This is a genomic window from Micromonospora sp. NBC_00858 (assembly GCF_045207365.1).
Classification (GTDB): Bacteria; Actinomycetota; Actinomycetes; order Mycobacteriales; family Micromonosporaceae; genus Micromonospora.
Map to the genome: position 1 here is coordinate 2734033 of NZ_CP108828.1, position 22102 is coordinate 2756134.

Annotated in this window: 19 protein-coding genes and 1 pseudogene; 10 read left to right on the forward strand and 10 right to left on the reverse strand. The window is 73.5% G+C overall.

All coding sequences use genetic code 11. The features are described from left to right. Nucleotides 1-803: 803 nt before the first annotated feature. Entirely contained in the window at nucleotides 804-1115 is a 312-nt protein-coding gene (locus OG990_RS12905; protein WP_406080614.1) for a MazG-like family protein, read from the reverse strand. Nucleotides 1116-1305: 190 nt separating this feature from the next. Between OG990_RS12905 and OG990_RS12910 the strand changes: the two genes are divergently transcribed. Both OG990_RS12910 and OG990_RS12915 read left to right on the forward strand, forming a co-directional pair. Next, complete coding sequence (locus OG990_RS12910; RefSeq protein ID WP_406080615.1) at nucleotides 1306-2673, forward strand: hypothetical protein; 1368 nt, start codon at nucleotides 1306-1308, stop codon at nucleotides 2671-2673. A gap of 97 nt (nucleotides 2674-2770) precedes the next feature. Then, nucleotides 2771-4399 (forward strand): annotated as a pseudogene (locus OG990_RS12915) (alkaline phosphatase D family protein). 67 nt (nucleotides 4400-4466) lie between these two features. Here the strand turns inward: OG990_RS12915 and OG990_RS12920 are convergent. From OG990_RS12920 to OG990_RS12940, 5 genes are all read right to left on the reverse strand, one after another. Further along, the gene (locus OG990_RS12920) at nucleotides 4467-5180 is read right to left on the reverse strand and encodes a hypothetical protein (RefSeq protein ID WP_386991006.1); all 714 of its coding nucleotides are present in this window, start codon (nucleotides 5178-5180) and stop codon (nucleotides 4467-4469) included. A 253-nt stretch (nucleotides 5181-5433) separates the two neighbouring features. Then, complete coding sequence (locus OG990_RS12925; RefSeq protein ID WP_406080616.1) at nucleotides 5434-6558, reverse strand: DUF3626 domain-containing protein; 1125 nt, start codon at nucleotides 6556-6558, stop codon at nucleotides 5434-5436. Further along, nucleotides 6542-7009, reverse strand: coding sequence for a VOC family protein (locus OG990_RS12930; protein WP_406080617.1), 468 nt, complete (start codon nucleotides 7007-7009; stop codon nucleotides 6542-6544). The genes OG990_RS12925 and OG990_RS12930 overlap by 17 nt, the downstream gene beginning before the upstream one ends. 51 nt (nucleotides 7010-7060) lie before the next feature. Then, entirely contained in the window at nucleotides 7061-7690 is a 630-nt protein-coding gene (locus OG990_RS12935) for an MBL fold metallo-hydrolase (protein ID WP_355612499.1), read from the reverse strand. After that, nucleotides 7687-8775 (reverse strand): S-(hydroxymethyl)mycothiol dehydrogenase, encoded by a 1089-nt coding sequence (locus OG990_RS12940; RefSeq protein ID WP_355612496.1) that lies wholly within the window; start codon nucleotides 8773-8775, stop codon nucleotides 7687-7689. Before OG990_RS12940 ends, OG990_RS12935 begins: the two co-directional genes overlap by 4 nt. Nucleotides 8776-8963: 188 nt before the next feature. Between OG990_RS12940 and OG990_RS12945 the strand changes: the two genes are divergently transcribed. Together OG990_RS12945 and OG990_RS12950 are read left to right on the forward strand one after the other, a co-directional pair. Beyond that, entirely contained in the window at nucleotides 8964-9383 is a 420-nt protein-coding gene (locus OG990_RS12945) for a hypothetical protein (protein ID WP_406080619.1), read from the forward strand. A gap of 86 nt (nucleotides 9384-9469) precedes the next feature. Beyond that, a complete protein-coding gene (locus OG990_RS12950) occupies nucleotides 9470-10657 on the forward strand; it encodes a low temperature requirement protein A (RefSeq protein ID WP_386990994.1) in 1188 nt (395 codons plus the stop codon). Between the two features lie 23 nt (nucleotides 10658-10680). Here OG990_RS12950 and OG990_RS12955 read toward each other — a convergent pair whose 3' ends face one another. Together OG990_RS12955 and OG990_RS12960 are read right to left on the reverse strand one after the other, a co-directional pair. Further along, a complete protein-coding gene (locus OG990_RS12955) occupies nucleotides 10681-11580 on the reverse strand; it encodes an SDR family NAD(P)-dependent oxidoreductase (RefSeq protein ID WP_406080620.1) in 900 nt (299 codons plus the stop codon). Between the two features lie 74 nt (nucleotides 11581-11654). After that, nucleotides 11655-13154: a flavin-containing monooxygenase gene (locus tag OG990_RS12960; RefSeq protein ID WP_406080621.1), complete on the reverse strand. Its 1500-nt coding sequence runs from the start codon at nucleotides 13152-13154 to the stop codon at nucleotides 11655-11657. 112 nt (nucleotides 13155-13266) lie between these two features. Between OG990_RS12960 and OG990_RS12965 the strand changes: the two genes are divergently transcribed. Then, on the forward strand, nucleotides 13267-13932 hold the full coding sequence (locus OG990_RS12965; RefSeq protein WP_406080623.1) for a TetR/AcrR family transcriptional regulator: 666 nt from the start codon (nucleotides 13267-13269) through the stop codon (nucleotides 13930-13932). A gap of 1 nt (nucleotide 13933) precedes the next feature. Here the strand turns inward: OG990_RS12965 and OG990_RS12970 are convergent, their stop codons facing one another. Next, on the reverse strand, nucleotides 13934-14392 hold the full coding sequence (locus tag OG990_RS12970) for a hypothetical protein (protein WP_328417245.1): 459 nt from the start codon (nucleotides 14390-14392) through the stop codon (nucleotides 13934-13936). Beyond that, on the reverse strand, nucleotides 14392-14871 hold the full coding sequence (locus OG990_RS12975; RefSeq protein ID WP_406080624.1) for a hypothetical protein: 480 nt from the start codon (nucleotides 14869-14871) through the stop codon (nucleotides 14392-14394). Before OG990_RS12975 ends, OG990_RS12970 begins: the two co-directional genes overlap by 1 nt. A 44-nt stretch (nucleotides 14872-14915) precedes the next feature. Here OG990_RS12975 and OG990_RS12980 point away from each other — a divergent pair, with 44 nt between their 5' ends. The 5 genes from OG990_RS12980 (at nucleotide 14916) to OG990_RS13000 (ending at nucleotide 22061) form a co-directional block, all read left to right on the forward strand. Further along, nucleotides 14916-15908, forward strand: coding sequence for a helix-turn-helix transcriptional regulator (locus OG990_RS12980; protein WP_406080626.1), 993 nt, complete (start codon nucleotides 14916-14918; stop codon nucleotides 15906-15908). A 105-nt stretch (nucleotides 15909-16013) separates the two neighbouring features. After that, nucleotides 16014-16646, forward strand: a complete 633-nt coding sequence (locus OG990_RS12985) for an ATP-binding cassette domain-containing protein (protein WP_328417251.1) — start codon at nucleotides 16014-16016, stop codon at nucleotides 16644-16646. Next, a complete protein-coding gene (locus tag OG990_RS12990) occupies nucleotides 16643-17923 on the forward strand; it encodes a hypothetical protein (protein ID WP_406080627.1) in 1281 nt (426 codons plus the stop codon). Before OG990_RS12985 ends, OG990_RS12990 begins: the two co-directional genes overlap by 4 nt. Continuing rightward, nucleotides 17920-19686, forward strand: coding sequence for a hypothetical protein (locus tag OG990_RS12995; RefSeq protein WP_328417255.1), 1767 nt, complete (start codon nucleotides 17920-17922; stop codon nucleotides 19684-19686). Before OG990_RS12990 ends, OG990_RS12995 begins: the two co-directional genes overlap by 4 nt. Beyond that, nucleotides 19683-22061, forward strand: a complete 2379-nt coding sequence (locus OG990_RS13000; RefSeq protein WP_406080628.1) for a tetratricopeptide repeat protein — start codon at nucleotides 19683-19685, stop codon at nucleotides 22059-22061. The genes OG990_RS12995 and OG990_RS13000 overlap by 4 nt, the downstream gene beginning before the upstream one ends. Nucleotides 22062-22102 lie beyond the last annotated feature (41 nt).

The window sequence follows — 22102 nt, forward strand, 5'->3', positions numbered from 1 at the left end:
AACGACCGCCGGGCCGACATCATTCCGGGCCTGGCCCATCCGCCGGCACCCTGTCGAGGGGGTGCTGGTGCGGTCGTTCGGGGATCTGTAACGACCGGGCTTGGCCTGGCATTCCAACCGCGGGGGGTGGGGCGGCGGGCCGTGGTACTGCGATCGTCAGGGTATGTAACGACCCCGGGCCGGCCCCCATTCCGGCCGACGGGTGCAGCCGGTCACAGGCCAGAGACCCCCGATAACGGACATTCGGCGCCCGGATCGCCCACCGCTCCCGGCGTCAACCGGACATTCGGCGCGCTCGACAACCGCTCCCGTCGCAGCCGGACATTCGACGCGCGCCCGCCACCGTCCCGGCGTCAGCCGGACATTCGACGCGCGCTCGACAACCGCTCCCGGCGTCAGCCGGACATTCGACGCGCTCGGCCACCACTCCCACGGTCAGCCGGACAATCGACGCGCTCGACAACCGCTCCCGTCACAGCCGGACATTCGGCGCGGTCGGCCACCGCTCCCACCGTCATCCGGACAATCGACGCGCGCTCGACCACCGTCCCCGGCGCCAGCCCGGGCCGCCTGGCCATGGTCAACTCCAGATCGCCGACGTGGGGGCATCACCGCGTCGGGATACCGCGACATCGCCGACACCGGGTCGATCAACCCGAAACCTCGCGACCCGGCCCGGGGTCGACAACACCGGTGATACCTCACAGGCATATTTATGCCTCACAGGTATCACGCCAACAACAGCGACCACCGCGAGACGAGGGCTCGGGCTGGGGCCGCGGCCGGCGATCGGGACAGACCGGTCAGTCCGCGAGTCGGGAGCGGACCTTGGCAGCGCAGGAGTCCAGCGCCGTCTGCGCGTCCAGCCCCAGGCTCTCGATCGCCACCAACGCCGTGAAGGCGACATCGGCCAACTCCGCCGCCACGTCCTCGCGGGTATGGGTGACGCCCTTGCGCGGATTCTGCCCGAGGAGACCGATCCAGGCGGCCGACGCCTCCCCCGCCTCCTCGGTCAGCTTGAGGATGCGGCAGGTCAGCTCGGTCTGCCCGGTGCCGTTCGCCGCGTCCAACCAACCCCGCGACGCCCGCGCCGCTTCCCAGATCGACTCGTCCACGGCGACCAGTCAACCCGACCGATCCGCAGGGCCGCACAGCCGGGCCGCACAGCCGGGCCGCCCTGACTAGCCGGTCAGCATAGCCATTGACTCTGGTCGACGGCAGTCCTAGGTTCAGGGCGCTACCGGCCGGTAGGCATCCGTCCCGCCTGGTCGCCCCCCGGGCGACATCCGTCCGATGGGGAGCACGGTGCTGTCCTCACCCTTTCGTACCCTCCGCCGCCTGCTCGCCGCCACCGCGACGCTGACCCTGACGGTCGGGCTGGCTGGCGCGCTGCCGGCCAGCGCCGCCGACCGCGACCCGGGGGGCAACCAGCCGCTGCCCGGCTACACCATCGAGAATCCGCCGCTGGCACCGCTGGTCGTGGCCGGCAAACCCACGAAGGTACGCCAAGGCGTGCACCGCCACGCCGGATACATCATCGAGGTCCCCGCCCGGTGGAACGGTGACCTGGTGCTGTGGACGCACGGCTACCGTGGCCAGGGCACGGTGCTCTCGCCGGAGCCGCCCGGCTTCGGGCTGCGCCAGCGGCTGTTGGAGCAGGGATACGCCTGGGCGTCGTCCTCGTACGACCGCAACGGCTTCGACATCCGCTCCGGCGTGCTGGGCACCAAGGAGCTGGCCGACCACTTCGGACGGACGGTCCGCCGGCCACACCACACCTACCTCGCCGGGGTGTCGATGGGCGGGTACGTCATCGGCCGCTCGCTGGAGCAGTACCCCGGCTACTACGACGGGGCACTGCCCATGTGCGGGGTGCTCGGCGACCAGACGCTGCTCGACTTCTACCTCGACTACAACCTGGTCGCGCAGACCCTCGGCGGGGTGCCCGCCTACCCCACGCCGCCCGACTACCTGACCAACGCCGTGCCTCGGATCCAGGTGGCACTCGGCCTGGCCGGGCTCACCCCCACCGGGCCGGACACCACCACCGACCGGGGCAAGCAGTTGCGGGCGATCACGGTGAACCGGTCGGGCGGGCCGAGGCCCGGCGCGGACGCCGCGTTCGCGGTCTGGAAGGACTTCCTCTTCTCGATCAGCGTGACCAGCGGTGGCGACTCCCCCGCCCAACGGCCCGGTCAGCTCTCCACCAACCTGCTCACCCGCTACAGCCCGAACAGCCCGGTCAACGTCAACGCCACCGTTCCGCGGATCGCCCCGGAGAACGTTCGGCAGCGGCTCCTGCCGACACTGACCGAGGTGCCGCGGATCGCCGGCCGTCCCACCGCGCCGGTGCTCAGCCTGCACGGCCTCGGTGACCTCTTCGTACCGTTCAGCATGGAGCAGGCGTACGCCACCGACGTTGCCCGGCACGGCCGCAGCAAGCTGGTGGTGCAGCGGGCCATCCGGGCAACGCAGCACTGCGAGTTCAGCCCGGCCGAGGCGGGCGCCGCCTGGGACGACCTGATGTCCTGGGTACGCACCGGCAAACGCCCGGCCGGCGACACGGTGACCGATCCGGCGGTGGTGGCGCGTCCCGACTACGGCTGTCGGTTCAGCGACCGGGCCGCGTACGCCGCCGGTGTCGGCACCCGCCGTCTGTACGCGGCGTGCTGACCATGAGGCTGACCAAACGGAACCGCCGTCAACGGGTCGGCGAACAGTCGTCACCGGGGCAGCGCAGCGGGCATTGTCGACGGTAGACACATAGACCATGACGAACACCCTCGACCGTCGTACCCTCCTGCGCATGGCCGGCGCGTCCGCCGGCACCGCCGTCCTGGCCGGCGCCACCCTCGCCGGCAGCGGCCCCGCCCAAGCAGCCGACGGCGCCTTTCGGCACGGGGTCGCCTCCGGCGATCCGCTGCCGGACGGCGTCCTGCTCTGGACCCGGCTGACCCCGACCGCCGAGGCGCAGCCCGGCTCCGGCGTCGGCCCCGAGGTCGACGTGACCTGGCAGGTCGCTGCCGACCCGGACTTCACCGCGGTGGTGGCCGCCGGGACGCAGCACACCGGTCCGAGCCGGGACCACACGCTGAAGGTGGCGGTGACGGGGTTGGCCCCGGCGACCACCTACTGGTACCGGTTTGGTCACGCCGACGGCTGATCGCCGGCCGGGCGCACGATGACCGCGCCGCCCGTGGATGCCGAGATCGACCGGCTGCGCCTCGGCGTGGTGTCCTGCGCCAACTGGGAGGCCGGGTTCTTCGCCGCGTACCGGCACCTGGCAGAGCGCGGCGATCTCAACCTGGTGGTGCACCTGGGCGACTACCTCTACGAGTACGGTACCGGGGAGTTCGACGCGGGCGGCACCGTGGTCCGCGCGGTGCGGCCGGCGCACGAGGTGCTCACCCTCGCCGACTACCGGATCCGGCACGCGCTCTACAAGACCGACCCGGACCTGCAGGCGTTGCACGCGGCGCTGCCCTGGGTGATCACCTGGGACGACCACGAGGTGGCCAACGACCAGTGGTCCGGCGGCGCGGAGAACCACACGCCGGGCACCGAGGGGACGTACGCCGACCGGCTCGCGGCGGCCCGGCAGGCGTACCTGGAGTGGATGCCGGTGCGGGCCGGCGTGGACGGCGCGATCTACCGGCGGCTGCGGTTCGGGCGGCTCGCCGAACTGTCCATGCTGGACCTGCGCTCGTACCGCTCACAGCAGACGTCCGGCGCGGCGGTGGACGACCCGGGGCGCAGCCTCACCGGGGACGCGCAGATGTCCTGGCTCAAGGCGGGGTTGGCCGCGTCGACTACCCGGTGGAAGCTGGTTGGCAATCCGGTGATGATGGCCCGGGTCGACGTTGGGGCGCTGCCCGCCTGGCTGCTCGGCCCGCTGGGCACCCTGCTTGGCATCCCGCAGAACGGGGCGGTGCTCAACGCCGACCAGTGGGACGGCTACAACGCCGACCGCAACGAGCTGGTCGACCACCTGCGGGCCAGTGGCACCACCGACGTCGTGTTCCTGACCGGTGACATCCACACCTCCTGGGCCAACGAGGTGACCACTCGCTCCACGGGCCCGTCCGACCCGGCCGCGGCCGAGTTCGTGGTGCCCTCGGTGACGAGCGACAACGTCAACGACTTCCTCGGTCTGCCGGCCGGCAACGCGCTCAGCGCGCTCGGCGCCGGGCTGCTCCGCTCGACGAACCCGCACGTGCGCTGGACGGAGTTGGACGGGCACGGCTACGGCGTGCTGGAGGTGACCCGGCAGCGGTGCCGGATGGACTGGTACCACCTGGCGGATCGGACCCGCGCGGCCAGCACCAGCCGCTGGGTTGCCGGCTGGTCGGTGGGTACCGGCTCCGCGAAGCTGCGCAAGGAGGTCGCGCCGCTGGCCTGACCCCAGGCACGACGAAGCCGGCCGGTCCCCTCTCGGTAACCGGCCGGCGTGCGTTGGCGCTGTCGTGTCACCAGAGCTGCTGGACGACGTCCGCAGCCTGCTCCTCCCACTGCGCGTACGCGTACGGGAAGGCGGAGACCTGAACGGTCTGCGCGGCGGCGGTCAGCGGCAGCTCCTGCCAGCCGCCCACGTTCTTCAGCGCGCTGAAGAACGCCGTGGCGGAGTACTCCGGGTCGGTGATCTGCTCGGGCGTGCCCCAACCGGACGACGGGCGCTGCTGGAACAGGCCCTGCGAGTCGTGGTCGTTGGACGCGCCGAGGTGGCCGAGGTTGTACAGCTTCGACTCCTGCAGCGAGGTGGCGATGCCGATCACCGCGCCACGGTCGCCGACGCCGGTCTTCTTGGCCGCGTCGACGATCGCCTTGGCGTTGTCGAGCTGCGCGTCGTCGAGCGGGATGCGCGACTGGGCACCTTCGATGCCGTGCGGGATCAGTTCGTCGCGGCTCGGCTTGCCGGCCGGCGGCTTGCCGGTGGCGGAGCCGGTGGTCAGCCCGGACTCGACGGGCTGCTCCTCCTGGCGTGCCGAGGTGGCGGCGTTGCCGGTGGCGAGGTCGATGGCGGCGACAGCGCCCTGGTGCGGCCCGGAGGTGACCGGGGCTGCCGCGGTGGTCGGTGCGAGCGCCAGGCCGCCGAGGGCGGCAACACCCGCAACGCTCAGCGCGGTCTTGCGGTACGAATCCTTAGCGATGGCGGGGAGCCATCGAGTGAAGTCGACCTTCACGATGGTTGCCCTTTCGATCGTGCGGAGCGCTCCGGGGTGAACACTCCTCGGGAGATGACCGCGGAAAGGGTTTGGGCTCCGGCGGTACGGGGGACACAACCAGGTTCACGTGTCGGGCATTCCGGAAATGCCAGGGCCCGGGCGAGCTGCGGTCCCGGTCACTCCGCGCACCGGACGGTCGTGACGTCGACGACCCGGACGTGGGCAGGCAGGGCGAAACCGGACGGCCGTGACCTGCGGAACAATCGAGTCGTCAGTGGGCGTGCGGTGCGCCGTACCGGACCACGACGTGCCAGAGCTGCTTGAGGTGTTGGAGGGTGACCGCAGCCGGTCCCCGGTCCGCCCAGCGGTCCGGCTCGGCGACCACCGAGGCCGCTGCCCGACCGATCAGCGCGGCCTCCACCGGTTCGCCCGGCCGGGCGAACTCGCGGTGCAGCCGAGCTGCCAGCACCGGGATGTCCGGGCCACGGAACGCCGGATCGACCCGATCGACCGGTAGTGCGAAGCCCGGGTGCCACCGCAGCGGGAAGTCGTAGCGCCGGGCGATCAGCTCCAGCGTCGCGCCGACCGGGGTGCCGGCGAAGGACGGGTCCACCACCAGCGCGTCGACGTCCCGAGCGAGGTCGAGGGTGCCGTGAATCTGGGCTTCCACGTAGTCGTCCAGCGCCCGACCGGCCGAAGGCGGCGTGGTGGGCACAATCGGCCCGCCCAGCAGGGTCCGTACCAGTGTGCCGGCGTCCATCCCGGCCCGTCCCAGGCATTCGCCGGTGGCGACGGTGCTGGCCAGGAGCGCGGCGAGCACCGGTTCGAGTACGTCGGCGGTGCCCGTTGTCCGGGGGCCGAGGTGGCTGTCGCCGAGGCAGAAGGTGGCGCGGGCCAGCACGGCCGGGCGCAGCCGCAGGTGACAGGAGCCGAAGCGGGGACAGGCGCCGTCCGGATGGTCGAGCAGGTTCAGGCCGCCGTACGTCGGCCGATGCGCCGGCGCCGCCCCGGGGCGCTGGTACGCGCCGCCGAACATCCGTCGCTCCCAGCTGTCCCGGTCACCGCCGGGATACGCGCTGAGGCCACCGTTGGAGATCCCGGTGACGAACTGACTGCGGTAGACCCCGTCGGCGGCCAGCGCGGCGGCAACCGTCCGCCCGTCGGCGCACACCCGGTCGGGGTGGAAGTTGACGGTCAGCCGGCCGTACCTGACGACCGCGGCGAGCAGCTCGTCCGGCCGGTGGCCGACGTCGGCCGCGGCCAGCTCGCGAGCGACGGCCGCGAGCGCTGCGGGACGCTCGGCGAACGCCAGCGACCGCACGTACGCCAGCGCCGCCGCCTGCGCCGCAGTGAGAGCAACGGCGGGAGGCCCACCGGGCTCAGCCGTCGCTGTCACGTCCGGTGCCGAAGCCGTCCGCCCCGGTCCGCTCCTCCGGCGTACGCAGCTCCTGGAAGACGGTGATCTGGAGGTCGGCCGGGGCGTCGAGGCGGGAGTTGAGCGACTGCCAGGGCGTACGCGTGGGCGGCGCGATCTCGTTCGCCCCGGCGGCAACCAGACGGGCGGTGGTCGCGCGGGCGTCGTCCACCTCGAAGGCCACCCGGATGCGGGGCGCGACCTGTCGGCCCACCTCGATCTCGTCGATCATGCGCTTCTGCGCCGGGTTGGCGATCTCCAGGGTGGCGCGGCCGGCGTCCAGGATCACCACCCGGGCGTCACCCTCGCCGCTGAACGCCGCCTGCTCGGGCAGGCCGAGTGCGTCGCGGAAAAACGCGACGGCGGCCTCGTAGTCCGCTGCCTCCACCACAAGGCGCAGCTGACGGACGGCGGGCACGGGCTGCTCGGTCATGCGCGCGATCCTAACGCCGCGCTCACGAGCCCGATGATCAGCCGACCGGCCTCAGTGGCCCCGTGCCAGCCACTCCTGGAGGTGTGGAGCCTCCGCGCCGATCGTGGTGTCCTCGCCGTGCCCGGTGTGCACGACCGTCTCCGCCGGCAGGGTGAGCAGGCGGGTGCGGATCGACCGGACGATGGTGTCGAAGTCGCTGTACGAGCGGCCGGTGGCGCCCGGCCCGCCGGCGAAGAGCGTGTCGCCGGTGAACACCACGCCCAGCTCCGGCGCGTAGAAGCTGCACGCGCCGGGGCTGTGCCCGGGGGTGTGCAACACCTGCAGCGTGGTGCCGGCCACCTCGATGCTCTGCCCGTCGTGCACCTCGCCGTGCGGCGGCAGGTGGGGGTGGACCATGTCCCAGAGCACCCGGTCGGCGGCGTGCAGCAGCACCGGAGCGCCGGTGGCCTGGGCCAGCTCGGGCGCCACCCGGACATGGTCGTCGTGCGCGTGGGTGGCCAGGATCGCCCGGACCTTGCGGTCACCCACCAGGGCGAGGATCGCGTCCACGTCATGCGGCGCGTCCAGGATGACGCACTCACGGTCGTCGCCGAGCACCCAGACGTTGTTGTCCACCTCGAACGTCTGCCCGTCGAGGGAGAACGTGCCGGAGGTGACCGCGTGGTCGACCCGGGCGGTCACGGGAACACCACCACCGAACGGAGTACGTCGCCGTGGTGCATCCGGTCGAACGCGTTTTCGACCTGGTCCAACGCGATCTCCTCGGTGACGAACGCGTCGAGGTCGAGCCGGCCCTGCAGGTACAGCTCGGTGAGCAGGGGGAAGTCCCGACTGGGCAGGCAGTCGCCGTACCAGCTGGACTTGAGGGCGCCGCCCCGGCCGAAAACGTCCAGCAGTGGCAGCTCGACCTTCATCTGCGGGGTCGGCACGCCCACCAGGACCACCGTGCCGGCCAGGTCCCGGGCGTAGAACGCCTGCTTCCACGTCTCCGGTCGGCCCACCGCGTCGATCACGACGTCGGCGCCGAAGCCGCCGGTGGCGGCGCGGATCGCCTCGACCGGGTCGGTCTCGGAGGCGTTCACCGTGTGCGTGGCGCCGAACCGGCGGGCCCAGTCCAGCTTGCGGCTGTCGGTGTCCACCGCGACGATCGTCGTGGCGCCGGCCAGCGCCGCCCCGGCGACCGCCGCGTCCCCGACGCCGCCGCAGCCGATCACCGCGACCGAGTCGCCGCGGGTGACGTTGCCGGTGTTCATCGCCGCGCCCAGCCCGGCCATCACCCCGCAGCCGAGCAGGCCCACCGCGGCGGGTCGGGCGGCCGGGTCCACCTTGGTGCACTGTCCGGCGTGCACCAGGGTCTTCTCGGCGAACGCGCCGATGCCCAGCGCCGGGGTGAGCTCGGTGCCGTCGGTGAGGGTCATCCGCTGGCGGGCGTTGTGGGTGTTGAAGCAGTACCAGGGGCGGCCCCGGCGGCAGGCGCGGCAGACCCCGCAGACCGCCCGCCAGTTCAGCACCACGAAGTCGCCGGGGGCGAGGTCGGTGACACCCTCCCCCACCTGCTCGACGATGCCCGCCGCCTCGTGGCCGAGCAGGAACGGGTAGTCGTCGTTGATGCCACCCTCGCGGTAGTGCAGGTCGGTGTGGCAGACCCCGCAGGACTGGATCCGGACGATCGCCTCGCCGGGGCCAGGATCGGGCACCACGATGGTGGTGATCTCGACCGGCGCGCCCTTGCTGCGGGAGATGACTCCCCGGACTTCCTGGCTCACTTCGCCTCCTGCTGGTGGTGTGCGGCGGGGGCCGGGTGCCGGGCAGGCGGTTCGCGCCGAGTTCGACGGTGGGCCCCTGGCGAACCTACCGCGACCGCCACGGCCGGCCCAGTCGGCTGGTCGGCGGGTTATCGCGGGTCCCGGCGGGTACGCGGGCCGCAGTCGAGCCACGGCCACCGGGAGTGATCATGAAACTGGCGCATCTGCCGCTGCGGGTCAGCATCGGCGCGTTCGTCCTCAACTCGGGTCTGGGCAAACGGAACCTGGAGGGCGGTGCCGCCGAGGGCCTGCACGGGATGGCGGTCGGGGCTATGCCGCAACTCGCCCAGTTGGAGCCGGCGCGCTTCGCCAAGCTGCTGTCATACGCCGAGGTCTGCCTGGGGGCCGCGCTGCTCGCGCCGTTCGTCCCGGCCACCCTGGCCGGGCTCGGCCTGACCGCGCTCGGCGCGGGCCTGGTGCAGCTGTACCTGAAGACGCCGGGGTTGCGCGAGCCGGGCAGCCTACGCCCGACCCAGCAGGGCACCGGGCTGGCCAAGGACTCCTGGCTGCTCGGTGCCGGGCTGACCCTGGTGCTGGAGGGGTTGACCCACGGCCGGCGGCGCCATTGACCCGACCGTGCCGTGGGCCGGCGCGCCCGACGCCCATCGCCGAGGTCGTTATGGTGTTGGGCGACCCGGCGGCCTGAGGAGTTGCGTTGACCCAACCCCGTTCCGCGCGGCCGTTCTACCAGCCCATGAGGCCCCGTCGCCGGGACGAACCGCACCGCTCCTCGACCCCGTTGGAGCTGTTCTTCGACCTGTGTTTCGTGGTGGCCGTGGCGCAGGCGGCCAGCAACCTGCACCACGACGTCTCCGAGGGCCACCTCGGCCACGCGGTGACCAGCTACCTGATGGTGTTCTTCGCGATCTGGTGGTCGTGGATGAACTTCACCTGGTTCGCCTCGGCCTACGACACCGACGACGACGTCTACCGGATCACCACACTTGTGCAGATCACCGGAGCGTTGATCCTGGCGGCCGGGGTGCCGCGCGCCTTCACCGACGGTGACTTCAGCATCATCACCTACGGGTACGTGGTGATGCGGCTGGCAGCCGTCGTGCAGTGGAGCCGGGCGGCCGCCGGCGACCCGGCGCACCGTGCGGCGGCCCGCCGCTACGCGATCGGCGTCACCGTGGTGCAGCTCGGGTGGTTGCTGCGGCTCGCCCTGCCCGAGGAGTGGGGCATCGCGTCGTTCGTGCTGCTGGCGTTGGCCGACCTGCTGGTGCCGGCGGTGGCCGAGCGCCCCGGAATGACCCCGTGGCACCCCCGGCACATCACCGAGCGGTACGGGCTGTTCACCCTGATCGTGCTCGGTGAGGCGGTGCTGGCCATCTCGGTGGCGATCCAGACCGGGATCGACGCCGGCAACCACGGCCTCTGGTCGCTCGCGGCGGCCGGCGCGGTGATCGTGTTCGCACTCTGGTGGCTCTACTTCGACCGGTCGGTCGAAGCGCCCGACCAACTGCCGTACTCCCTGATCTGGGGCTACGGCCACTACCTGATCTTCGCTGCGATCGCCGCGGTCGGCGCGGGCCTGGCCGTGGCGGTGGACCACGAGCGGCACATCGGGCACCTCTCCGGGGTGGCGGCCGGCTACGCGGTGGCCGTCCCGGTCGCCGTCTACCTGCTCACCGTCTGGATGCTGCACATCCGCCGCCAGCAGCACGGCGCGGTGGTCGTGGCCTTCCCGGTTGTCGCGCTGCTGGCGCTCCTCGCACCGCTGGGGCCGGTGGCGGTGCATCTGATCGCCCTGCTGCTCTTCGCCCTGGTGACGCTCACCGTGCTGCTACGCCAGCGGGACACCCTGCCGACCCGGGCGCCGGCTGGCACCGACCCGGCCTGACCCGCCGCCGCACGATCGGACCGTCACCCGCCGGCCACGTCGCCAGCCGGCGTCGGGGCGGCGGTGGTCGGCGCGGCGGCGGTCGCCGGGCGGTCGACGCCCCGGTTCAGACCGGTGACCAGCAGCCGGTTGTACGAGGCCGGCAGGAGCCGGGCCAGCAGGTCGGGCATCTTCGCCGACCAGCCGATCAGCACCCGCCCCCGACGGCGCTCCACGCCGCGCAGGATCACCTCGGCGGCGCGTTCCGGCGCGATGGTGAGCAGCTTCTCGAACTGCGCCCGGCCGGCCGCGTACTCCTCCAGCAGGACGCCACTGCCGACCCGGGCGTTCTCGGTGATCCGGGTGCGGATCCCGCCGGGGTGCACGGAGGTCACCCCGATGCCGTCGTCGACCAGCTCGTGTCGCAGCGCCTCGGTGAAGCCGCGCACCGCGAACTTGCTCGCCGAGTAGGCGGTCTGCCCGGCCGGGGCGATCAGCCCGAACAGGCTCGACACGTTGACCAGGTGCGCACCGGGCTCCGCCTTCAGGTTGGGCAGCAGCGCGTGGGTCAGCTGCACCACGGCCCGGAAGTTGATGTCGATCACCCAGCTGAACTCGTCGTACGTCACCTGGTCGAACCGGCCGCCCAGGCCGACCCCGGCGTTGTTGACGAGCAGCCGGACCCGTGGGTGTCGCTGGCCGATCTCCGCGGCCACCCGGGCGGTGGCCGCCGCGTCGGCGAGGTCCACCAGGTAGGTGTGCAGCTCGCGGTCCGGGTGTTCGGCGCGGATCGCGGCGGTGACCGCATCCAGCCGTTCGGCGTCGCGGTCCAGCAGGACCAGGTCGCTACCCCGATCGGCCAGCGCGTGCGCCAGCGCGGCACCGATGCCGCTGGCCGCACCGGTGACCACAGCCGTTGCGCCAACGAAGGCGAATCTCCGCACGATCGGTGCTCCTATCCTGGTGGGTCCCGGCGACATGGCCGGTAGGGGGCGGGGTGGCGCCGGGACGGACGGGCTCAGCCGGCCCGGGGACGGACGGGCTCGGCCGGCTCGGCGACGGGGCGGGCGTGGGAGAACCGCACGCCCTCGTCGGTGAGCCGGCCGTGCCGCATCAGCAGCACGTCGCGAGCGTAGTTCTGGTACAGCCGCCACGGCGCGGTCGCACCCTGCTTGGGCAGCGCGTCGACGCTGCGCAGCACGTAGCCCGACCGGAGGTCGATGAGCGGCACCCGCTCGTCGTCGGGCGGCGGGAGCGGGGTGACGACCTGCTGGCCGGTGCGGTCCAGGTGGCGCAGCAGCCGGCAGACGTATCCGGCGACGAGGTCGGCCTTGAGCGTCCACGAGGCGTTGGTGTAGCCGATGGTCAGCGCGAAGTTCGGTACGCCGGAGAGCATCATGCCCTTGTAGGCGACGGTGCTGGCCAGATCGACCTCGGCGCCGTCCACGCTGAGCGTCAGGCCACCGAGGGCGAGCACGTTGAGCCCGGTGGCGGTGACCACGATGTCGGCGGGCAACTCGTCGCCGGACGCGAGTCGGACGCCGCGCGTGGTGAAGGTGTCGATGGTGTCGGTGACCACCGACGCCCTGCCCTGCTGCAGGACGGTGAACAGGTCGCCGTCGGGCGCCACGCAGAGCCGCTGGTCCCACGGGTCGTAGCGGGGTGCGAAGTGCCGGTCGACGTCGTACCCGACCGGCAGCCGGCCCTTGGCGGCCCGGCGCAGCAGCCGCTTCACCAGCCCGGGCGCACGCCGGCTGAGCTGGAAGTTGGCGGTGGACAGCAGCACGTTCTTCCAGCGCACCACCGGATACGCGGCCTTCGCCGGGAGCCAGCGCCGCAGGGCGTCGGCCAGCACGTCGCGCGACGGCATTGCGATGACGTACGTGGGTGAGCGCTGGAGCATGGTCACGTGGGCGGCCCGCTCGGCCATGGCCGGCACCAGGGTGACCGCCGTGGCGCCGCTGCCGATCACCACCACCCGTTTGCCGGTGTGGTCGAGGTCGTCCGGCCAGTGCTGCGGGTGCACCAGCCGGCCGGCGTACGCCTCGACGCCAGGCAGGGGTGGGGTGTAGCCCTCGTCGTAGCGGTAGTAGCCGGCACAGGCGAAGAGGAACGAGCAGGTCAACACGGCGGTCTCGGCGGTGTCGGTGCGCTGGGCGTGCACCGTCCAGCGGGCGGTGGCGCTGTCCCACTCGGCGCGCACCGCCCGGTGCTGGAAGCGGATGTGCCGCTGCACGTCGTACTCCCGGGCGGTCTCCCGGACGTACTCGCGGATGGCCGCGCCGTCGGCGATGGCCTTGGGATCGGTCCACGGCTTGAAGGAGTAGCCGAGCGTGAACATGTCCGAGTCGGACCGGATACCCGGGTAGCGGAACAGGTCCCAGGTGCCGCCGACGGCGTCGCGTGCCTCCAGCACCGCGTACGTCTTGTCGGGGCAGTCGCGGCGCAGGTGGCAGGCGGCGCCGATGCCGGACAGGCCGGCGCCGATGATGAGCACGTCGACGTGGTCGGAGGGCATCGCGTTCCTCCATCCGGGGCGGTGGACGGACCATATCCACCGTCATCGACAGCCGTCAACACCCTGTCGAGTGCCCTCGACAGGGTGTTGAGTACGGGTAGCATCAGCGGCCATGACGACCGCCCGTACCGGCGCCGGGAGGGCGACCCCGCGCGGTCGCCGCGCCGCCCGCTCCACCGGCGACGACCGGGAGATGGCGATCCTGGCCACCGCCGAGCGGCTGCTGGAACAGCGGGCGTTCGGTGACATCTCGATCGACGATCTGGCCCGGGGCGCGGGCATCTCCCGGCCGACGTTCTACTTCTACTTCCCGTCCAAGGACGCGGTGCTGCTGACCCTGCTGGACCGGGTCACCGAAGAGGCCGACACGGCCGCCGGAGACGTGCTGGTCCGGCTCGCCGAGGACCCCCGCGCCCGGTGGCGCGAGCTGATCCACCGGTTCCACGAGACGTTCGGCGCGCACCGCGCGCTGGTGCTCGCCTGCGCGCAGGTCCGTGGCACGAACGCCGAGGTACGCCGGCTCTGGGCGGCGGTGCTGGAGCGCTGGGTGCAGGCGATCGAGGCGGCCATCGTGGCGGAACGACGACGTGGCGCGGCCCCGGACGGGTTGCCCGCCCGGGACCTCGCCATCGCGCTCAACTCGATGAACGAGCGCGTCTGGTACGCCACCTTCGCCGGCGACGGACCGGCGGTCGCCGAGCAGGACGTGGTGGACGTGCTGCTCGACCTGTGGCTGGCCGGCATCTACCGGGACACCACTCCCCCACCGTCGACCTGATCTACTCCGCCGACTTGGCGAACGTCATGATCCAGTTGGTTTCCCAGGTGCGCTCGCCGTCGGTGGAGAACGCCTGCTCCCAGCGGGCGGTGGTCGCGGTGATCTCCGACCAGATGAACCGGCACCGGACCGGAAGCCCCTCATGCTGGTCGTCGGCGTAGAAGCGGCCGACCCCGTCGACGAAGCGGCCCACCATCGGCGGCTGCTCCAACTCGCCGCGATCGCTGTTCATCCAGTAGATCGACCATTCCTGGCGCGCCGGGTCGAAGATCCTTATCGTGGCGCCGGCCGTGCCCTTGGTCGGGAAGGTGATCTCGTCGAAGTGGCCGCCGCCGCCGAAGAAGCCGTGGGCGACCGACAACCCCGGAAACTCCTCCCACTCGTCGGAGCCGACCAGCCGCTTGCGCAGCCGTCGGTTGACCACGTTCCAGGTGCCCACAAAGAAGTCGAAGTCGCCCATCAGCGGCCCACCGGCCCTTCCGCTCGCGTGTCCTGCAGATAACCGGTCAGATCGGGGCTCTCCGGCACCAGCATGTGCCGGACCCAGGCGGCCCGCTCGTGCTCCAGCACCGCCAACTCCCAGACGCAGCCCACCGCGGGGCGGCGCAGTTCGACGAAGTGTGCCGGATCCTGGTCGGGGCAGTCCAGCGCCGGCTGCCCCGCCGCCGCGGTGCGGACCTCCACCACGTTGTCCCACACCCAGGTGTACGCCAGCAGGTACGCGCCGGTGTCCCCGCCCCGGTGCAGCACCACCCACCCGGCGGCCGGGGTGCCGTCGTCCGCCAGGTCGGCCAGCAGCGCGGGCAGCAGGTCGTACGCGGCCTTCTCCACCTCCGGCTCGATCGACTGCTCCGGCTGGTCGATGTGGTACCGCTTGAACTGCCGACCGTTCACCATGACCGGTCCCGGCGTTCGAAGTTCCTTGTCGCGAAATGCCATGCCGGGACGGTAGAACGACTCCCCTGACAGCTAGTGTCAGTGAAGTGCGAGCCAGTCGACTTCTCTCCGTCCTGCTGCTGCTCCAGTCGCACGGCCGGCTGACCGCCGCGCAGCTCGCCGAGCGGCTGGCCGTCTCCCCGCGCACGATCTACCGGGACGTGGAGTCGCTGCACGCCGCCGGCATCCCGCTGTACGGGGAAGCCGGGCACGCCGGCGGCTACCAGCTGGTCGACGGCTGGCGGACCCGGTTGACCGGGCTGACCGCCGAGGAGGCCGACCGGCTCTTCCTGGCCGGGCTGCCCGGGCCGGCCGACGAGCTGGGCTACGGCGACGTGGTGGCCGCGCTGCAACTCAAGCTGCACGCCGCGTTGCCGGCGCCGCTGCGCGACCGGGCCACCCAGCTCCAGCAACGCTTCCACCTGGACACGCCCGGCTGGTACGCCGACGGCGACGCCTCCCCCGAGCTGGCCCGCACGGCCGAGGCGGTCTGGCGGCAGCACCGCATCGAGGTGCGCTACCGCAGCTGGAGCGGCGAGGTGACCCGGGTGCTGGAGCCGTACGGGCTGGTGCTCAAGGGCGGCCGGTGGTACGTGGTGGCCGACCGGCCCGGCCGTGGCGCACCGGCGACGTACCGGGTCAACCAGATCCTCGCGCTGACCCCGCTGGCGGAGGAGTTCGAAAGGCCCGACGACTTCGACCTGCCGGCCTGGTGGCGGGCGCACGTGGTGCATTTCCGCGCCCGGCTGCACCGCGACGAGGCCACTGTGCGGCTCTCCCCGGCCGGCCGGGCGCGACTACGCGAGATCGGCAGCGACCCGGTGGTGGCCGCGGTGGACGCCAGCGCCGGGCCGCCCGACGCGCAGGGCTGGGTGACCGCCGCGCTGCCGATCGAGTCGCTCACCCACGCCCACGGTGACCTGCTGCGCCTCGGCGCAGACGTGGAGGTGTTGACCCCGGTCGCGCTGCGCGAGCAGCTGGCCGCCACGGCGGCCGGACTGGCCGCCCTGTACGCCCCCGCCGAGCAGCCGGTCCGCTGACCGCACGCCCCACCCGGCCAATCTTCTCCACAGTGGAAGATCCGAGGGGCATCGACTCTCGGCATGGTGTGCCACCCTGGGACGGGTCACCAGCGGTCACCGGAGGTGAGGGTCACGCTACGGCTACGCGCACTGGTCGCCGTCCCCGGCACCGGGCCGGTGACTCTCGACGTCCCGGCCGGCACGACGGCCGCCCTGGTGGCGCCACCCCGGGTCGGCACTGCCGTGGCCCGGGTGCTGGCCGGGCTCGCCGCCCCGGTCACCGGGCGGATCATGGTCGGCGACCGGGACGTCACCGCCCTGCCGCCGCCGCGCCGGCAGATCGGGTACGTGCCCGCCGGCGGCGCGCTGCTGCCACAGCTCACCGTGCGCCGCAACATCGAGTACGGCCAACGCAAGCGCGAACGGGTGCACGAGGTGGCCGACGACTGGACGGCCATCGTGGTGGACCGGCTCGAGTTGGCGCCGACGCTGGCCCTGCTGCCGCACCTGCTCTCCGACGCCCAGCGGTTCCGGGTGGCCCTGGCCCGGGCGGCGGTCTGCCTGCCCGAGGTGCTCGTCATCGACCTCCCGGCCGATCCGGCCGGCGGCAGCCGCCTCGGTGACCTGCTGCCCCGACTGTCCCCACCGGACGCACCGGGGGTGGCCGTGCTGGTGTGCACCGCCGATGCGGCCACCCTGGCCGAGATCCCGCGCCGGCACGAGCTGGTCACCGAGCCCGAGGGGATGCTCCGGTGACGCCGGCCGGCCGGGCCACCCGGCGTACGCTGCTGCGCGCCGCCGCGGCCGGCGCCGCGGCGACCGCGGCCGGCTGCACCGGCGGCACCCGGTCGGTGCAGGTGGCGGTGGTGTGGAGCGGCAGCGAGCTGGACCGGTTCCGCGAGGTCGTCGCGGGCTACCCCGATCCGGTGCACGTGGTCAGCGCCGGCAACGACATCGACGCGTTCCTGCGCGCCCGGCACCTCGCCGGCACCAGCCCGGATGTGGCGATCCTGTCCCGTCCCGGCCTGGTCACCGAGTACGCCCTGCGGGACTGGCTGAGCCCGGTGCGTGCGTCGCCCGAGTACGCGGTGCCCACCGGGCTGAGCGACCTGCTGGTGACCGAGGAGCAGCGCTACGGCGTCTGGGTGAAGGCGGCGCACAAGTCGCTGATCTGGCACCTGCCGTCGGAGCTGCGCACGCCGCCACGCACCTGGGACGAGCTCGTCGCGCTGACCCGCCAGCTCGGCGCGATCGCCCGACGCGGGTCCGGTCCGGCGCCACTGGCTATCGGCGCGGCGGACGGTTGGGTGCTCACCGACTGGTTCGAGAACGTGCTGGCCGACCTGGCACCCAACAGCTACGACGCCCTCACCCGGCGGGACGCCGACTGGCAGGGCCGACCGGTGCGCGACGCCCTGGACCGGCTCGCCGAGCTCTGGAGCATCGATGGCGCGTTTCCCGGTGGCGGGCGCCGCGCCCTGCTCACCCAGTACGAGGAGTCGGTGATCCAGGTGGTTCACTCCCACCGGGCGGTGATGGTCTTCGAGGCCGACTTCACCGCCGAGGTGGTCGGCACGTTCCGGCGCGACTCGGAGGAGCCGGCGACCATCCGGTTCCCGAGCGCCCGGCCGAGCGGCACCGGCCCACTGATCGTCGGCGGGGACGTGGCGGTGGCGTTCGCCGGCGGCCAGGGCGGGGTGGAGCTGGTCGAGTGGCTCACCCGGGCCGACTCGTTCCGGCCCTGGCTACGCGCCGGCGGCTACCTGTCACCCAACACCAGGATCCCCCTGGACGACTACGCCGACCCGGTCCGCCGCAGGCTCGCCGAGGAGATGCGCGCCCCCGGCACCCTGCGCTTCGACCTCTCCGACCAGCTGCCCGGCCCGTTCACCGGCTCCGACGGGGTGGGCATCTGGCGGATCATGCAGGACTTCTTCGCCGACGTCACCGACGGCGTGCCCGCCGCCGAGGCGGTCCGTCGGGCCACCGGGCAACTCGCCGCGGCGGCGCGCAGCGCGGGCGGCGGCCGATGACCCAGGTCCGGGTGCTCGGCGAGTTGGCGGTGCTCGACGACGTCGGGCCGCCCCGCCGTGGCCGGGCCTACCCGGCGGCCGGGGCGACCTCAGCGCTGCTGCTGCCCGCCATGGTGCTGCTCGGCGGGCTGGTGGTGTGGCCGGTGCTGCGAACCCTGCACGCCAGCGTCACCACCAACGGTCACTGGGTCGGCGCGGCACATTTCCGCACCGCGCTCGCCGCGCCGGGTACCGGCGCGGTGGTCGGCCGTACGGTGCTCTGGGCGGTGCTGGTGCCGGCGGTCGTGACGGCGCTGGGCTACCTGCTCGCCGCCGCGTCCCGCCGCTCCCAGGAGGGCGGGCTGGTCCGCCTGATCCTGCTGGTGCCGGTGGCGCTGCCGCTGGTCGTCACCGGGGTGACCTTCCGCCTGATGTACGACCCCGACCCGACCCGGGGCCTGGCCACGCTGGTCGCGGCGCGGGTGACCGGCCGGTCCGCCGAGGACGCCCCGCAGTTGCTCGGGCCGGGCCTGGTCACGGTGGCGCTGATGTCGGCGTTCGTCTGGGCCTGGGTCGGCCTGGCCGTGCTGGTCTTCCGGGCCGCGCTGGACGCGGTGCCGCCGAGCCTGGCCGACGCGGTCCGCGCCTACGGCGGCGGTCGACGCCATGTGCTGTGGGACGCGCAGTGGCGACCGTTGCTGCTGCGTACCGTCGCGGTGGTCTTCGCGCTGGTGGCGGTGGGGACCAGCCGCACCTTCGACCTGATCCTGGTGATGACCCCCGGCTCGGTGCGCGACGAGGCCGCCGTGCTCGCACTGCGGGTCTGGCAGACCTCGGGCGGCACCACCACCGGCGAGGGCGCCGCACTCGGTGTGGTGTGGCTGGTGGCGGTCGTCGGCGGGATCCTCGTGGCGGCGCTGTTCGTCCGGCAGGCGTGGCCACCGCCGCGCGCCGAGACGCCGCCGGAACCGGACCGGGCGCCCCCGCCCCGGCGGGTGTTCCGGCTGCTGGCGGCGGGTGCCGCGGTGGCCTGGCTGGTGCCGCTGGCGGTGCTGGTCGCCACCTCGATGCACGGGCGGGTGGACGCCGCGGCGCGCGGCTGGTGGGCGGCCGCGCCGGGGGTTGCCTCCTACCGTGACCTGGTCGCCAACACCGAGCTGTGGCGGACGCTGGCCTTCACGCTGCTGCTGGCCACCGTGGTGACCGCCACGGTGCTGGTGGTCGCGCTGCTGGCCGCGTACCCGCTGGCCTGGCTGACCGGGCCGGCCGCGCAGGCCACCGGGCTGCTGCTGCTGGCGGCCAGTGTCGTGCCGATCCAGGTCATCGCCGGGCCGGTCAACGAGGTGCTGGGCCTGGTGCTCTCCTCCGGCACCGCCCGCGGCCTGGCCCTGGTGCACGTGGCGCTGGGCGTGCCGTTCGCGGTGCTGGTGCTGCGCAACGCGTTCGCCGACCTGCCGTCCGAGCAGGTGCGCGGCGCCCGGCTGGGTGGGCGGCGCTGGTGGGGCACCCTGCGCCGGCTCGCCCGGCACAACCTGCCCGCGATGGTGGCGGTCTCCGTGCTGGAGTTCGTCCAGGTCTGGAACGACCTGGTGGTGGGCCTGCTGTTCAGCGGGCCGGAGGCGGCGCCGCTGGGGCTCTTCCTGGCCGGGCAGACCCGCGGCTTCGTGAGCAACAGCGGGTTGCTGGCCGCCAGTTCGGTGCTCGCCTCGGTGCTGCCGGTGATGCTGGTGGTGCTCGCCCGGCGGAAGCTCGTCGCCGGGCTGGTCTCCGGGGGCGTCCGGTGACCGGCCCCACGGGCGCCGGCCGGGGGCCGCGCTGGCCGGTGCTGATCGCGGTCGGCACGCTGGTCAGTGGGGTGCTCGGCAACCTGGCCAGCAACCTGCTCTCCGAGTTGGCGGCCAGCGTGCTCGGGCCGGCCAGCATCGTGCTGGTGGTCAGCGGCGGGGTCGGCTTCGTGGTGTTCGAGATGCGCCGGCGCCGAGCCGGTCGGGAGGTGAGCCAGGAGCCCACCGACGTCGTCGACGCACCGGCCACCGGTGCGTCGACGCTGCCCTATCCGGCCGGCTTCACCGGGCGCGCCGAGCACGTCGAGGCGGTGCTCGGGCTGCTCAGCCGGGAGCACGCGGTGGCCGTGCTGGGCCGGCGGGGGGTGGGCGCCTCCGCCTGCGCCGTGCAGGCGGCGAACCTGTGCCGGGCGGACTTCCCGGACGGGCAGTACTACCTCGACCTGCGCCGCGGCGGTCGGCTCCGCTCCGCCCGGCAGGTGCTCACCGCGCTGGCCGGCGTCCTGGGCACCACACCGCCGACCTCGGGCCGGCCGGACGCCCTCACGCTCGCCGCCGACGCGCTGCGCCGCCAGCTCGACGACCGCAAGATCCTGCTCGTGCTGGACAACGTCGACCGTCCCGAGCAGGTCCGACCGCTGCTGCCGCCCACCTCGCGGACCTGCCGGCTGCTGCTCGCCGGCGGCCCGGCGCTGAGCGGGCTGGAGGGCGTGGTCGCCCACTGGATCGCCGAGCCGGGCCCGGCCGAGGCGGTGGAGCTGTTCGCCGCCGCCGGTGGGGCGGCACCGGCCGCCCGGGCCCGCCGCGCCGACCCGCGTACCGACCCGGCGGTCCGCGAGATCGTCGAGCTGTGCGGGCAGCAGCCGCGCACGGTCCGGGCGCTCGGCTACCGCACCGCGCAGCACGGCTGGCGGCACGCCGACGTGCTGGACGTGCTGCGCCGCGCGGTGCAGACGCCTCCGCACCAGCGGGTCGCCATCTCGCCGGCGGCCCGGCTGGTCACCGAGCGGGACACCGCGTACCGGGCGTTGACCCGCGAGGCGCGTCGCCTGTACCGGCTGATGTCGCTGGCACCCGCGCCGGTGGACCGGCCGGCCATCGCCGCGTTGGCCGGTCGGCACCCGGAGCGGGTGACCGCGCTGCTCGACCAGCTGGCCGCCGCGGCGTTCGTGGTCGGCGCTCCCGGCGACCGGTACGAGATCCGCCCGCTGCTCGCCGGCAACGCCCGGCTGCACCTGCGGGACGCCGATCCGGCCGGGGCTCGGGTCGCCGCGCAGGCCCGGCTGACCCGGCACCTGGCGCGCCGGGCCGAGCGGCACACAGCCAACCTGGCCGTGCTCGGCTCCCCACCGGACCGGGAGTGGTCACTGCCGCTGGACGACGACCCGTACGGCTGGTTCGACCTGCACCAGGAGCTGCTGCTGGCGGTGGTCCGGGTGCCGGCCGGCGCCGCCGAGACGCTGCCCCGCCGGGTACGCCGGTGGTGGTTCCGGCTGGCCGTGGCGCTGTGCGGGTGGCTGGCGCACGTCGAGCGGCTGGACGAGTGGGAGCAGGTGTGCCGCACCGTGCTGGCCACCCCGACCGCTGACGACCGACCGGAGATCGCTGGGTGGGCGCACAACGAGCTGGGGGTGCTGCGCCGGCGCCGACACGACCCGCAGGGCGCCGCCGCGGCGCTCACCCTCGCGGTGGCCGAGCGGGGCCGGCGGGGCACCGCCCAGGCCCGGATGAACCTCGGCCTGGCGCTGCTCGACCTGGGGCAGCTCGACGACGCGGTGGAACACCTGGAACTGTCCCGCCGGCACCGCTCGGGAGCGGACCGGGCCGGGCTCGCGCTCACCGACCTGGGCCTCGGCGCGGCGCAGCTGGCCCGGGGGGACCTGGACAGCGCGCACCACCACCTCGTGCGGGCGGCGAACACCTTCCGGTCGGTGGGTGACGCTCGCGGCTACGCCGCAGCGCTGACCAACCTGGTGCTGGTGCACGCCGCCCTCGGCGAGCACCTGGACGCCGCGCAGGCGTGGCGCGCCGCGCTGCGCGAGTACGAGTCGGTCAGCGACCCGACCAGCCGGGCGGCGGCGCTGCTCAACGCCGGGGCGACGCTGCTGACCGCCGCGCCCGGGCAGGCCCGGGCGGCGTACGAGCTGCTGGCCGAGGGCCGGCGGCTGCGCGAGGAGAGCCGGCCCACCCTGGGGCTGGCCCGGACCCTGCTGTACCTGGGAGACGCCGCCGCCGAGCTGGGCGACCGGGCCGAGGCGCGGCAGCACTGGGCGGACGCGGCGGCGGTGGCCGAGGAGGTCGACGACGCCGAAGGGCTGGCCGCCGCCGACAGCCGGCTGGAGGACGGCACGGACCTTTCGCCGGCTGACCCGTGACCACCTGGCCGGCGTGATGTCGATCGCTCGCGTTGGGCGGT